The sequence below is a fragment of the Bacillus changyiensis genome, assembly GCF_027706145.1.
GTDB lineage: Bacteria > Bacillota > Bacilli > Bacillales > Bacillaceae > Bacillus > Bacillus changyiensis.
Genome location: NZ_JAQFWW010000002.1, coordinates 861,506 through 875,713, shown reverse-complemented (window position 1 = coordinate 875,713; position 14,208 = coordinate 861,506). Strand labels below are relative to the sequence as shown.

Annotated in this window: 11 protein-coding genes, 4 pseudogenes and 2 other annotated features; of the genes and pseudogenes, 10 read left to right on the top strand and 5 right to left on the bottom strand. The window is 37.8% G+C overall.

Annotation, left to right across the window (positions count from 1 at the left end; genetic code table 11):
* Positions 1–107 precede the first annotated feature (107 nt).
* The 6 genes and pseudogenes from PDT38_RS11500 to PDT38_RS11475 all read left to right on the top strand — a co-directional run bounded on the left by PDT38_RS11500 (position 108) and on the right by PDT38_RS11475 (position 7,440).
* The gene (locus PDT38_RS11500) at positions 108–1,109 is read left to right on the top strand and encodes a ThiF family adenylyltransferase (protein WP_270801589.1); all 1,002 of its coding nucleotides are present in this window, start codon (positions 108–110) and stop codon (positions 1,107–1,109) included.
* Positions 1,106–2,425 (top strand): ABC transporter substrate-binding protein, encoded by a 1,320-nt coding sequence (locus tag PDT38_RS11495; RefSeq protein ID WP_270801586.1) that lies wholly within the window; start codon positions 1,106–1,108, stop codon positions 2,423–2,425. Before PDT38_RS11500 ends, PDT38_RS11495 begins: the two co-directional genes overlap by 4 nt.
* 15 nt (positions 2,426–2,440) lie before the next feature.
* Entirely contained in the window at positions 2,441–3,634 is a 1,194-nt protein-coding gene (locus tag PDT38_RS11490; protein WP_270801583.1) for an MFS transporter, read from the top strand.
* 24 nt (positions 3,635–3,658) lie between these two features.
* Complete coding sequence (locus tag PDT38_RS11485; protein ID WP_270801582.1) at positions 3,659–5,287, top strand: ABC-F family ATP-binding cassette domain-containing protein; 1,629 nt, start codon at positions 3,659–3,661, stop codon at positions 5,285–5,287.
* Positions 5,288–5,304: 17 nt separating this feature from the next.
* Positions 5,305–6,024 (top strand): cupin-like domain-containing protein, encoded by a 720-nt coding sequence (locus PDT38_RS11480; RefSeq protein WP_270801580.1) that lies wholly within the window; start codon positions 5,305–5,307, stop codon positions 6,022–6,024.
* 79 nt (positions 6,025–6,103) lie between these two features.
* A pseudogene (locus PDT38_RS11475) lies at positions 6,104–7,440 on the top strand (IS3 family transposase).
* Positions 7,441–7,518: 78 nt separating this feature from the next.
* Here the strand turns inward: PDT38_RS11475 and PDT38_RS11470 are convergent.
* Positions 7,519–7,623, bottom strand: a pseudogene (locus tag PDT38_RS11470) (helix-turn-helix domain-containing protein); the annotation flags it as partial.
* 9 nt (positions 7,624–7,632) lie between these two features.
* Between PDT38_RS11470 and PDT38_RS19455 the strand changes: the two are divergent.
* Together PDT38_RS19455 and PDT38_RS11465 are read left to right on the top strand one after the other, a co-directional pair.
* Positions 7,633–7,947: a YecA family protein gene (locus PDT38_RS19455; RefSeq protein WP_394356254.1), complete on the top strand. Its 315-nt coding sequence runs from the start codon at positions 7,633–7,635 to the stop codon at positions 7,945–7,947.
* A 202-nt stretch (positions 7,948–8,149) separates the two neighbouring features.
* A pseudogene (locus tag PDT38_RS11465) lies at positions 8,150–8,437 on the top strand (23S rRNA (pseudouridine(1915)-N(3))-methyltransferase RlmH); the annotation flags it as partial.
* 316 nt (positions 8,438–8,753) lie between these two features.
* Here PDT38_RS11465 and thrS read toward each other — a convergent pair.
* On the bottom strand, positions 8,754–9,965 hold the full coding sequence (gene thrS, locus PDT38_RS11460) for a threonine--tRNA ligase (RefSeq protein WP_270801579.1): 1,212 nt from the start codon (positions 9,963–9,965) through the stop codon (positions 8,754–8,756).
* A gap of 47 nt (positions 9,966–10,012) precedes the next feature.
* Positions 10,013–10,245 (bottom strand) — a binding site (T-box leader).
* Between the two features lie 38 nt (positions 10,246–10,283).
* Positions 10,284–10,514 (bottom strand) — a binding site (T-box leader).
* 215 nt (positions 10,515–10,729) lie between these two features.
* On the opposite strand from thrS, the gene PDT38_RS11455 reads away from it, so the two are divergent.
* The gene (locus tag PDT38_RS11455; protein WP_270801578.1) at positions 10,730–10,873 is read left to right on the top strand and encodes a hypothetical protein; all 144 of its coding nucleotides are present in this window, start codon (positions 10,730–10,732) and stop codon (positions 10,871–10,873) included.
* 307 nt (positions 10,874–11,180) lie between these two features.
* Here PDT38_RS11455 and PDT38_RS11450 read toward each other — a convergent pair whose 3' ends face one another.
* Together PDT38_RS11450 and PDT38_RS11445 are read right to left on the bottom strand one after the other, a co-directional pair.
* Complete coding sequence (locus PDT38_RS11450) at positions 11,181–12,626, bottom strand: DEAD/DEAH box helicase (RefSeq protein ID WP_270801576.1); 1,446 nt, start codon at positions 12,624–12,626, stop codon at positions 11,181–11,183.
* Between the two features lie 428 nt (positions 12,627–13,054).
* Positions 13,055–13,219, bottom strand: a complete 165-nt coding sequence (locus PDT38_RS11445; RefSeq protein ID WP_270801575.1) for a hypothetical protein — start codon at positions 13,217–13,219, stop codon at positions 13,055–13,057.
* A 232-nt stretch (positions 13,220–13,451) separates the two neighbouring features.
* Between PDT38_RS11445 and PDT38_RS11440 the strand changes: the two genes are divergently transcribed.
* Positions 13,452–13,688, top strand: a complete 237-nt coding sequence (locus PDT38_RS11440; RefSeq protein WP_270801574.1) for a hypothetical protein — start codon at positions 13,452–13,454, stop codon at positions 13,686–13,688.
* A gap of 16 nt (positions 13,689–13,704) precedes the next feature.
* Here the strand turns inward: PDT38_RS11440 and PDT38_RS11435 are convergent.
* Positions 13,705–13,881, bottom strand: a pseudogene (locus tag PDT38_RS11435) (DNA-binding response regulator); the annotation flags it as partial.
* Positions 13,882–14,208: the final 327 nt, after the last annotated feature.

The following is a 14,208-nucleotide window of genomic DNA, read 5'->3' as shown; positions in this document are numbered from 1 at the left end:
AATCGAAGAACTAGATTTTGATACTGAAGCAGCAAGTTTGGTGCACCGTTGCTAGTGAATACAGGCTCCCCTGGTGGGGAGTTATTCTCTTTTAGGAGGTTAAAAAGATGCTGGCAAACAAGCGTATGAAGTTTAAAGATGGCATTTTGGTTTTAACTTACCCCTCTCATGTTGTAATTCAATACTACAAAGCAATCAAACTTGAACGCAGTGAACACATTGAAAAAGCAATCGAGCGATTGAAAACCGGCTGTTACCCAAGAGAAGTATATGAAGTGCTAGGTCAAACAGACGGCAATCATCTTCTGAATGTGCTTCATCGAATGGATGCCTTAATTGAGGTGTGGGAAAATCAATATATGGACGATATGACTGAGAGGCAGCTTTATTACTTTGAACAATACGGTGGCAATCCCAATGACTTTCAAAAAAGATTAGAAAACAGCACTGTTGCGATCTTAGGGATGGGAGGAGTCGGTTCTGTCATCCTTCAGCATTTGGTCTCGGCTGGTGTGCAGCAGTATCTGCTCATCGATTATGATGAGGTATCTATACATAATTTAAACAGACAATTTATTTATGACCGTTCGTCTGTCGGCAAACCGAAAGTTGCTGAATGCAAATACTATATCAGCAGAATGAACAATAATGCAAAAGTGCAAGTTTTACATAAGCAAATCACATCGTTAAAAGACCTCCGGTGTTTCGATGAGTTCGATATTGACATCATAGTGAATGCGGCTGATAAACCTGTTGACATTTCGGACTGGGTATACCGTTATAGCAAGGAACGAAACATTGCGTTTATCACTGGTGGTGTTGGGATGTCAAACGGACAGTGGGGACCTCTTTTAAATCAGGAATCATATCAAGCTGAAATATGCTATGAAAAAATGAAAAACAAAGATCTCATCAGTTTTTTTCCGTCTGAACCGCTTAAAGGGTCACTGGGTGCAACAAATAGCATCATTTCTGCCTTTATGTCACGTGACATTATCCTGTATCTAGCAGGCCTTACGCCAAAATCTTTGAATACCAGCATCAGTCTGCAGTTTGATAGCTTAAAAATGATAGAAACAAAATGGACCGCGAAGGGTACCGTATCATGAAAACAGTTAACCGGGCGGTAAGCACTCTTCCAGACCCTCTGAGAATAGAGATAGACAGCCTTCCTATCGATTTGAATCCATTAACGACATGCGATTACACCAGCAAGTATATTTCAAGTGTGATGTATGAGCCGTTACGCAATGGTTACAATAGCCGCATAAATCACCAGAACAATCAAGACTATACAATACAGCTTCACCCTAATTATCTCGGCAATGCATATCAATTAGCAAACACAATACAGTTTCACTTAAAAAGAGAGAATCAGAGTCCGCATGTCACGAGTTTCCTCAGTGTGAAACATGCAATTCCTTTTGTGAAAAAGCAATTATCGTTTGATGAGATAGGGATAAGGGTTAAAGATGACAGGGAGCTTGAAGTTGTTCTGGATGAACCGTTTGAAGGCTTTCTGAGTATCTTACAAAGCAGTTTTTTTATCCCGTCGGAACAAAATGGACAGCCAGTGGCAAACGGGCCGTATCAGCTTACCTGTCAGCATGAAACCGGTCTTCATTTTGAACGGAATCCACGGTACCAGATGACTCCGGCCGATAAGAATACAATTCACTCAATCGATTTTGTTTTAAATAAGAACTTATCTAAAAGCATTGATTTGTACAAAACGAACCACATAGATATTACATGCCATACGCAATTCCATCATGACAATATGGAATATCAATCGTATAAGGACTTTAAAGAAAGCAGTCTGCCTATGCTGTTCACTTTAAAAATCAAAGATGATCAGCTGTTGACATTTATAAAATCAAATCTTAATAAAAATAAGATGGCAGAAAAATTGAGAGATATCATTATCCCTACGGACTCTCTGTTAGGCATATATCAGGCAGATCATTCATATGAAGAAGCAAAACTGGTGAGAGAAGAATCTGTCCGGATGACGTATGCGGATTATTATCCTAACGGTGAAATCATTCAGGAGATGATTTCTCTTTTAGATAACAGCGGGGTAAAGACAGATATTCACAAAGTTTCAAGCTTTTATGACTACTATCATTTAGATAAAAGTGCGTTTGATATCGAACTTCACCTCTTTCTGCCGACGTATCTGCATTATACAAGCTATGCAAAGTATTTTATTCATGATCTTCCAGATAAGGAATCAAAAATTAAGGTGGTAGAGTCAATAAAGAAACGAAAAAAGAAGGAACTTTATGCTACATTCGAGAATACAAAACAATATTATCCAATTTGTTTTGGGAAAAGCCTGTTTTTACAAAATCCGTGTATAGAGGGTTTTGCTGTTAATTATGATGGGTTGCTTTCTGTTCATGATTTGAAGTGCAGGCAATAGAAAAGGGGAATTAAATTGAGAAATCGCAACTTGTTATACTTCTCAGGTTTTTTTGGAAACTTTTTTTTTGAACGAGGGATTTGGATTTTATATTTGACCAGTTTGCATTATTCATTGTTCCTTATTGGGATATTACAGTCAGTATTAAATCTGGCTATGTTCCTAGCCGAGGTCCCGACTGGAATCATTTGTGATAAAATCGGCAGAAAAAAATCGCTTCTATTGGGACATTCTCTCATTGTTGTTTATTTGGCCATGTTCTTAATGTTCCATGACTTTTGGATTCTGCTGCTGGCCCATGTCCTGTATGGGGTGGGACTAACATTTATTTCTGGGACTGATCATGCATTCTTGTATGATTCATTAAAAATAAAAGGCAAGGAATCCTTATATGGAAAATCGATTGGAACTTATAATGGCCTGGTTATTATCGGATTAGCTGTTGCTATGGCTGCGGGCGGCTATCTGCAGGATATTTCATGGTCTTACGTCTTTATTGCCGGCATCGTAACGCAGCTTATTGCCATAGGTGTGATTACCCAACTAAAGGAAATTCAATTTAAGGAAAATGATAACCATATGCAGTCAGTAGGAAGTATTTTCCTGGAGATAAAAGATTTCTTCAGGCTGAACCGCGCTTTTAAGTATCTGATTCTATCAGTCTCTATTTTCTTCTCTATCACTTCAGTGTTTTATATGTACGGACAGGATCTGTTAAACCAGGAAGGGATCCCTGTGCGTGATATTTCGATTATCTTTGCAGGACTGTCTCTTCTACAGGCGATGTTCTCATTCATCTCCTCGAAGCCGGCTGAAAAGTACACTGCGAAACGGGTGTTGATAGCGACTTTTTGTATCATTGGCATATTGTATTGCTTCATTCCGTTAAACAACACTTATATAACGGTGGGGGCATTTATTTTGATTAATGCTCTGTATGACATCATTGATCCGGTCTCAAGCAAGGTTATTAATGATGAAATTCCGTCAAAAACAAGAGCGACCATTTTATCGATTATCAGCTTAATGACATCATTCATTATGTTTATTGCATTCCCTTTTATCGGATTTTTATCTGATTACTTCGACAATGTTGTTCTGCTGACCATTATTGGTTTGCTATCTATTGTTTTATCTCTCATTATGCTGATCAGCTACTATAAACAAAAAGCAGATGTCTCGGTTCATCAAGAAAAAGTTGAGCTTTAGCGCTTCGTAAAAGGAGGATAATCTGTGTTAAATGTCCATAATCTCACTTTAAATCTAGCAGGAAACAGTATTTTTAAGAACGTTTCATTTTTTATAAATGAAGGAGAAAAAGTACTCGTTGCCGGTCCGAATGGTTCAGGCAAGAGCTCCCTGTTTCATGTCCTTGCTGGACTTTTGGAGCCTGAAGAAGGCACGATTGCTGTCAATAAAGGCGCAACAATCGGCTTGCTGAAGCAAATTGCAGAGCCGAAAAAGGATATAACCCTTTATGAGTATCTAGAGGCATCATTAGAATCACTCATAGAAATTCAAAAGAAAATGAAGGAAATTGAAGCAAAATTGGCTGAGCCTATGATTGATGAGGAATTGACAAGACTTTTAGAAAAGTACAGCGAATACACCGAAATATTTGAAAGAAACAATGGCTATCAAATGCATACCTTAATTGACGAGATTTGTAACGGACTAAGTTTGAGCCATCTTCAGAATCAGCCGTTTTCAAGTCTAAGCGGCGGTGAAAAAACAAAAGCTGGTCTGGCCGAAATTTTGATCAGAAATGATGACATCATTTTATTAGATGAACCAACGAACCATTTAGATGTACATGCAATTGAGTGGCTGGAAAGCTTTATCAAAAAATCAGATAAAACCATCTTGTTTACCACTCACGATAAAACCTTCGCCAACCAGACAGCTATGAAAGTGCTTGAATTAGATGATGGTGAATTAAAGGTTTGGCCATATGGATTTAATGAATTCCTGAAAAAGAGAGAGGAATTCATAGTGGCTCAATTCGAAAAATACGAGGAGCAGCAAAAGAAGATACAAAAAATGAAGGAATCCATTGCCCAGCTCAGAGACTGGGCGAACCGATCCAATCCGCCTTCTGTTGGCCTGCATAGACGGGCGAATAATATGGAAAAAGCATTAAAACGGATAGAAATCATTCAAAAGCCGGTCAAAACAGAACAGAAGCTGAAGAGCACATTTAAAGAAGCTGGTGTCGGATCAAAGGACATTGTGAACATCGAAAAAGGGGTGATTGCCCAAGGAAGTACAATATTATATGAGAGTATCAATTTGAATGTGAAGCACAAGGATAGAATCGGAATTGTCGGGAGAAACGGAGTCGGCAAAACAACTCTTATCAAATGCATTATCGGAGAGAAGAAACTCAAAGAAGGAAGCATCAAACTCGGTGAGAATATAAAAGTAGGGTATATAGATCAAAAAAGCTATGTAGGAGACTCTGATCAAACTATCGTCCAGTTCTTTAAAGACAGCTTAAAATATGAAGAAGGTGCGGCCAGGAATACGCTTGCTAAGTATGGATTTTACGGCTCGTCAGTGTTTAAAAAATTATCAGTATTGTCAGGTGGAGAGAGGATCAGGCTGAAGCTTTCCATCTTAATGGAAAAAAAGTTGAATGTCCTCATTTTAGACGAGCCGACCAACCATCTCGATATTGAATCACAAGATGTTTTGGATAACAGTTTAAAGGAGTTTAAAGGCACTATCATCTGTGTGTCCCATGATCGTCACTTATTGGAGAAATTCAATAAGATATTATGGATAGAAGATAGGAAAGTCACCGAATATGTTGGTCCGTACAGCTATGCGAAGGAGAAAAAAGACGGTGGATTACGCCGGTAAATAAAGGGGAGTTTTGAATGGTTATTGACAGATTAAGAATCGAAGATTTTTCATATGAGAGATTTTTAAGTGAATATGCTGACAAAAAACCTTTCATTTTATTAGGCGCGATGAACGATTGGGAGTGTAAAGACTGGACGCTGGATTTTATTAAAGAAACCTATGGAGATCGGGTTGTCACCATTCGGAAATCGGATATAGAAGGAGTAAAAAACTTTAAGCAGGTCAGACTATCCAATTACATCGATCATATTCATGATAATGAGGACAGATGGTATTGCGATTGGAATTTTACGGCCCTGAATCAAGAGGACCTGGATCTCGTTTATTCATCGCCTGAATACTTTACCAGAGACACGGTAAGAGTCGATAATGAAACGGGCCAAAACTTTAAATGGTTTTTCCTTGGTTCAGAAAAAACCGGGACGCCGCTTCATCAGGATTTCAACAGCACACACGCTTGGAATGCTGTTATTTTTGGCCGAAAGAATTGGGCGTTTTTTCCTCCTGATGATACGCCATATCTATATGATGGCAATATAAATGTGTTTGACCAAAAGGATATGGAAAACAAACCGCTTATTAAGCAGGCAACACCAATTGCGTTTTCGCAAAAACCGGGAGAAATTATTTATGCACCTCGAAATTGGTGGCATCAGGTTGTGAATACAGAATATACATTGGCGGTCAGTGAAAATTTTTGGTTTAAACAGGAACAGCTCGTTCAACAGGGCTGAGTGGTCTAAAGAAGAGCTGCATAGGATGAACTGCACCCCAAATTTTAGACACAGTCTAAAATTTGGAGGTGCTTTTCTTTTGGTTAAATATTCATCTGAATTTAAAATTCAAGCTGTAAAAGCATATTTAAATGGAATAGAAGGAGGAAATATAATGGCAGAAAGGCTCGGCCTTAGTCGTGGTCTATTCTGGAATTGGGTTAATCAATACAAGAATCATGGTGAGGAAGCTTTTAATAAAGGGTACACAAATCACTCTTTAGAGTATAAACTAGACATACTTCATTATATGCAAGATAATGGGACGTCAATAAATGAGACTGCTGCTATTTTCAATATACCTTCTCCCTCTACGATACTCCAATGGAGCCGTTCCTTTGAAGCAGAAGGGGTTGACGCCCTAAAACCAAAGAAAAAGGGGCGTCCATCCATGAAAAAAGAACCTAAAAAGAATCAACCATCAGAAGGATCAGAAGAAGCGTTACGAGCTGAAATTGAGCGTTTACGCATGGAGAATGCTTATTTAAAAAAGTTGAAGGCCCTTAATTCAAGAAAAGGAAAAATTACAGAACAAGACAAAGCGCAAGTAATATATGAATTAAGGCATGAATTTAAAGTCATCGATCTAGTGAAGGTGGCTGGTATTGCACGCAGTACCTATTATTACTGGATAAAACAACTAAATCGTCCAGATAAGTATGCGGAAGAAAAAGAATTGATTAAGCAAATTTTTGAGGAACATCAAGAACGATATGGATATCGTCGCATCACAATGGAATTACATAATCGAGGAGTAAAGATAAATCATAAAACAGTTCAGCGCTTGATGAAGAATATGGGGTTAAAAAGTTTGGTGCGTATGAAAAAGTATCGCTCCTATCGAGGGCAAGTAGGCAAAGTTGCGCCTAATATTTTAGAACGTGACTTTACTGCTTCTAAACCAAATGAGAAATGGGTAACGGATGTGACCGAGTTTCATTTACTTGGAGAGAAACTATATTTATCCCCAATTCTTGATTTATATAACGGAGAAATTATAGCCTACAACATAGAAAAGCGTCCTGTTTATCCACTTGTTTCTAAAATGTTGGACAAAGCTTTTAAGCGCTTAAACGAAGGGGACCCCCCTCCTCCTCCATTCTGATCAAGGCTGGCACTATCAGATGAAGCAGTATCAATTTGCATTAAAAGAACATGGAATTATTCAAAGTATGTCCCGTAAGGGGAACTGCTTGGATAACGCAGTCATGGAGATTATTAAAGTCTGAATTACTTTATTTAAAAGAATTTGAAAGTATGGAGCATTTTAAACAAGAATTAAAGAATTATATTTATTACTATAATCACAAGCGAATCAAGGCAAAATTAAAAGGCATGAGCCCGGTTCAGTACCGTACTCATGCCCAAGCAGCCTAATAAAAAAACGTGTCTAACTTTATGGGGTCACTTCAAGGATTGCAGCTCTTTTTTTATGGACAGGATTGCTGTGCGAAATTAATGGTGAAGAGTAAATTTCTTCTGCCGGTATTGGAAGCTTTGTCTGCTGATACCAAGCTCCTGAGCGGCCTGCGAGATGTTATGCCCGTATTTTCTTAACAGTTAAATATCATGATCTTCAATAATGCTAGTTTGAATGACACGGTAAAGTATTTTCAACATCGATTTGAATTTCCCGATATTGAATTCATTCATGATCTCGCCTATTACCTAACAGAGTTATTGAATCATTCTAGGAAGTGGATGTTGAAAAGTCACACACCAAAGGAAATTTCTCAAAGAAGAGAATCAATGATGGAATCACCCTCAGTTCATCCCCAATCCAATGTGATGGATTTCAAAAGTCGAAAAGCGATCGGCCGTAATGATCCTTGTCCATGCGGAAGCGGAAAAAAATATAAGAAGTGTTACTTGAATTCATCATGATATGGAAAATGAGGTGTGGTGAACCATAGCCAATGAAGTTCTTATCGAGAAAACAGTCTGACTATTTGTATGGGGGTTTTGATTTCAATCATGAATGCCTAGAGCACATTCGAATTCGGCTAAATGTTCCTTAGAAGGGTGAATCTGGGGATGTTTGTGTAAAAAAAAGGAATCTTTGTCTGTTGGGTTATAGTGATAATACCGAATGCTGAGCAGTTACTCCCCGTGTCATCCCCCTGCGATCGAAGGAAAAATGAAAAGCTCAGAGAAATTAGCTGATCATATAGATAGACTGTCCATATATGGAAAGAGCAAGGCCTGCTTTGTCATTGGCGGCTCGCTCCGCTTAAGCGACGCTGTCCTGAAGCGTGCAGATGAAAAGCTGTCCTTTTCACGAATGACGTTTCCACATCAACTGATGAGGCTGATTTTGGTGGAGCAGGTTTATCGGGCGTTTCGGATTAATCGGGGGGAACCGTATCATAAGTGATGGTAAACAAAACAAAAATATCGTTTGGTATAATTAAGGAGTCTAACCTTAAAAGGAAAAGAAAACGGATCGGCTGCAGCCGATTCGTCTGAATTATCAGTCATCCAAATTCTGTTTCCCAAGCGATTTGGTCAATGAACTTTTTAAATCCATTTTTGCTGGACATATCAAGGAATGTAGTAACCGTAAAACAATATGAAAGTATAAAAATTCTTGTTCAATGAAGCAGGTTAGTTCAACAAGGTATTCCAATATTTGAGATGTTTTTATGGGAAAGCCCAAAAGGAATATAATCCTTTCGAGCTTTGAATGTAGTTTATCTAATATGGTTAATTTCTTTAATGAACCGTTCAATTGTTTCTTGTATGCTCAACACACCAAGGCTTCCCTCTTTCCGTTTTCTTAACGCCAGGGATTGGCTCTCCATCTCTTTATCCCCAATAACAATCATGTAAGGTATTTTTTGCTTTTCTGCATCTCTAATCTTAAAGCCCATCTTCTCAGACCTGCCATCAATTTCTACCCGTAATCCTGCTAATTCCAATTGTGATTTAACCTCTACCGCATAGTCTACGTGAGAATCTGAAATAGGTATTATTTTTGCCTGAACAGGAGATAACCATAGCGGGAAATCACCAGCATAATGTTCAATTAATATTGCCATAAAACGCTCAACTGAACCATAAATCGCTCTATGAATCATGACAGGACGATGAAGTTTTCCATCTTCGCCCACATATGTGCAATCAAACTTTTTAGGCATTTGGAAATCGAGTTGAACAGTTCCACATTGCCAACTTCGTCCGAGTGAATCCAAAATATGAAAATCAATTTTGGGACCATAAAACGCTCCATCACCATGGTTGCTTTGGTAATCAAACCCTTTACTTTTCAAAACAGATTCTAAAGCTAATTCAGCTTTATTCCAGATTTCTTTAGAACCCATGTAATCTTCGGGTCGAGTAGAAAGCTCTACCTTATATTCAAAACCAAAGTGAGCATAGAATTCATCAATTAAAGTTAATACCTTATCAATTTCAGATTCAATCTGGTCTATCCGAACAAATAAATGTGCATCGTCTTGTGTAAAGGAACGGACTCTTAACAGTCCATTAATAGACCCTGAAAGTTCATGACGGTGGACTAATCCAAGTTCTCCGAAACGAATTGGTAATTCCCGATAACTTCTTCGTTTGCTATTAAAAATTAATATAGCTCCAGGACAGCTCATAGGTTTAATAGCATAATTTTGTTCATCCACATTGGAGAAGTACATATTATCTTGATAGTGATGCCAATGACCTGATTGTTCCCAAAGTTCCTGTTTCATCATAATTGGTGTTTTAATTTCCTGATAGTTTGCTTTTTGATGCTTCTTTCTCCAAAGATTCTCAAGTTCATTCCGAATCACCATTCCATTCGGTAAGAAAAAGGGCATTCCTGGGGCTTCTTCCATTGAAGTGAATAGTTCTAATTCTTTACCTAACTTTCTATGATTTCTTTTTTCTGCTTCTAATTGATTAGACATTTTATTTCCTCCTAATTTTATATAAAAAAGACCGCACTCCTCCCAACAATAGGGACGAATGCGGTCGTGGTTCCACCCTGATTCCATAAAACACACAATATGAATGCTTTATGCTCAGAAAGATAACGGATTTCCCGATTATAGATACTTTGATTAATACATTTCCCTACAATAGCTCCAAGGTGGTAAACCATTCAGTTTTCTTCAGGGCTCTCAGCCAACGACCCTGTTCTCTGGTAAGAAAATGAAGAATGATTCATGTCCTTTTCAACGCCTAACTATTTAAATTTATATAAAAAAGACCGCACTCCTCCCAACAATAGGGACGAGTGCGGTCGTGGTTCCACCCTGATTCCATAAAACACACAATATGAATCTTTATGCTCAAAAAGATAACGGATTTCCCGATTATAGATACTTTGAAAATACATTTCCCTATAATAGCTCCAAGGTGGTAAACCATTCAGTTTTCTTCAGGGCTTACAGCCAACGACCCTGTTCTCTGGTAAGAAAACGAAGAATAATTCATATCCTTTTCACAGCTTAATTAGATTTGTAATTTATTATTGCTCCCAATTTTAATGTACATATTGGAAAAGGTCAAGTAGCTTATTAAAACGGGTGCGTTATTTTAAGATGGAATTGATAAGTTTAAACCCAACTAAATTACTTGGATACCTAAAACAAGGTCAAACATCTTTTGAGTTTCTCCTTTATTACGTTTGCGTAATAATCAAAACACAAACTAAGAAGGAGGGAACAAAATGGGATATAAAGAATTGTTTAACGGCTACAAAGCAATGAGTTCTGAAGAAATCAAACGAAATGAGCAATTAAGATTATCAAAGTTAAAGGAAGACAATCCTGAAAAGTATAATAGAGAGATTGAAAAAAGGAATAAGATTTAACCCAAAAGACAAAATGCTTGTGGTGAAAGCACTTCAAGAAGGGAAAAATCCAATTGCTGAATATCAAAATAATGTCCCTATCAAGAACGAGATTTAATCCTAATGGAAGCAAGCATTTCCCTCTCAATTTTAAAGTGAGTGAGATTTAAGGTTTTAAAAAGTATAAAAATCTGTGGTTCAGAAATAGGTGGCGGTTCTAATCCGGCTCCAGCGCGCGAGGGTCCGTACCAACAGGAACGGCCCCTCCGGAAAGACCCTTTTTTTCTTTGGTACATTTGCCTGTCAGGGCCGAGGCGCTTGTGCTTTTTTATTTAATGGCTTTGCTCACTTTTAATTTCTTTCCTTTGATAGTCGCATTCTCCAGGGCTTGTAAAACTAGTGAGCCCTTGCCATTCAGAATATCGACATAGGACATTTGATCATGGATGGTTATAATGCCGATATCCTCTGCTGTGACTTCAGGAATTTTTGCAATCGTTCCAACAAAATCTACAGCACGAATTTTCTTCTTTTTACCACCGTTGAAATGGAGTTTCATAATATCTTGATTGATTCGGGCTGTTTTATTATTTCTTACAATTCGCCTGCTGCTAAGTTTTTCTTCGAAAGCAGCTTTTCGCCCAGCCACTTCCAGATGGCTGGGAGCTTCTATAGCAGGTAGCTCAAAGCCGATGTATCTTTCAATGGCTTTAATGAATTTTCTTTCAAAAGGTGTCGAAAATGTAATGGCCTTTCCTTTTTTTCCAGCACGGCCTGTTCTTCCGGTTCGGTGTACATAACTCTCTTTTTCCATAGGAACGTCAAAGTTGATGACAAGTGTCACATTATCAATATCAATACCTCTGGCAGCTACATCAGTGGCTACGAGATAGCGGAAGTTCCCTAGTTTGAAACCTTCCATAACAGAGAACCGGTCTTCTTGTTCTAGACCCCCATGGAGTCTCTCACAAGGATATCCAGCTTTATCTAGTTCGCTATATACAGTATCAACGTGTTCTTTGGTTCGGCAGAAAATCAGGCAACTGTCTGGATTTTCTACAACCGTGACGTCTTTAAGGAGTGTGATCTTTTCTTCTTCACTCACTTCAATTAAAGAATGTTCAATGGTATCGGCTGTCACCCTGGTCGATTCAATCTCAATCTGAATAGGATCTTTCATATATTTATGGCAAAGATTTTCAACATCTTTAGGCAGAGTTGCAGAAAAAACCATTGTTACTCGGTTTGAAGGCAGCTCTTTGATGATCGCTTCCACTTCATCGATGAAACCTTTATTAAGCATCTCATCAGCCTCATCTATGATAAGATACTTTATTTGATCCAAAACTAAGGTTTCTCGTTCAATATGGTCCATGACTCGTCCAGGGGTACCAACGACTACATGAGTTTTTTGTTTCAATTCATCCTTTTGTTTCGAAAAAGGTTCTTTTCCATAAACAGCCACTGCTTTAATGCGTTTAAACCTTCCGATATTTGTAATATCTTCGCGGACTTGAACTGCAAGCTCCCTAGTTGGCGTAAGAATTAAGGCCTGTGGTTTTTTTTCTTCCCATTCAATCATATCGGAAACAGGAATACCAAAGGAGGCAGTCTTTCCACTTCCTGTTTGGGCTTTTACGACAAGATCTTGATTTTCCATTGCTAATGGTATGACTTCTCTTTGAACTTCTGTTGGAAATTCGTATTTTAACAAAGCTAGTGCTCTTTTTATTTCTTCGCTTACATGATAGTCCGCAAAACTTCTTTTACTCATTTTTAAACCTCGTTTTTTGTTTTTTCGTCATATGTATAGAATTCCTCTCCAATCATTATGATATGCATTATCTGGATATGGTTCATTATACTTGATAAGTGCGGGACAAAACGGCTTTTATTTTAAATTTTAAAAAGTAACAGAACAATGCTTCTTTTTACAATAGTATTAAAAAATAACTCAGTTCTATTAGATAAGCCAAAAAACTGACTAAAACTTTATTAAAAAGCGTTTTAGGTGTTTTCTTGTATGATAAAGTCAAATATACAGGAGGTGCGGGTATGATAGGCAGATCCAGTATCGGTTGGCTTTTTCATAATTGCTTAAGTTAGGAACTGTCCAATTAGGGGGTTAATCCGGAATAGTGCCAAATGGAATATAAACAAATTGAAAATGAAAGAGAACTTCTAAATAGATTGAATTTAAGCTTATAAATGAAGCAAGGCGATTGTTGGCATTCTTTCAAGAAGATCTAACAAAAATAATTGAGGAAAATAAATATATTGATGGTCAGCAGATGTGTTTTTGTTTTCCCCATCGTTTAAGATCATCTCCAAGCCATTGTAAATGATTAGGAATACTCGTATAACCATAAATCCTTCCTTTGACACTGAATGGTGCTGGAGATACTGTGCTGCTTGAATTTTTTAGTGGTTTGTCTTTGTTATAGTTCTTCTTCCTCAGGTATGAATTTGATATTATAAAATGAGCCATATTGATCCTTTGCATCTCTCTCTTTAATTGATAGTTTGGTCACTTTCAATCATAAGAGAGATCATCAAAATTGTGAATCATCGGGCTCATTTTTTTAGGGGAAGTGAAAAAATGGAAGTAATAAAAGAAATTTTATCACCAAGTAAAGAATATAAAGTTGAAATTATTAAAAGACATGATGGACTTTACACAACAGAAGTCTTTATGTGGTTTAATCTGGATGAGGAGTATGCCTATGAGTATTGGAGTCCAATCACACAAGGTTTATCACTGATTGATACGGAGACAAGAGCGATAAAAATCGGTATGGAACAACTAAAAGAATATTCAGGTGAATCAATCGACTGATCAATTTGTTCAAATTCGTTGTCTTACCAAGAGCGGCTAGGCGCAGGATATCCTGTTCGCGTTCGGTGAGCGGGTTTGTTTCGCGGATGACTTCGAAGGTGAGTTCCGGGCTGAAGATTCGTTTACCTTCTGTGGATTTGCGAATGGCTGCTGCGAGTTCATCGATTTCTCCATCCTTCAGCAGACAGCCGTGGAACATTGGACAGCGCGTTCGAAGTAATGTTTCTCAACTCGACAAGATCTATTCAAAGCTCTAAATCTAGGCATGAGGCATAATAGAAAAAGAGCAAAGAAATCTACTTTTTAAGCACCATTTGAAGGATAATACACAGATAAAGAAAAAATAAACCCTGAATCCCTTTATGAAATGAAAAAGATGGTTAAACAGTAGCACGTTCACTTAAACCACAAAGAGGAGCAACTTTATTATCTAGGATTCATAACGAGTAAACACCCCTTCATGTCTTTTCTTCTTCAGTCTATTCAGTTCATTATTTAAGGGTGCCTGCTTCATCGACTT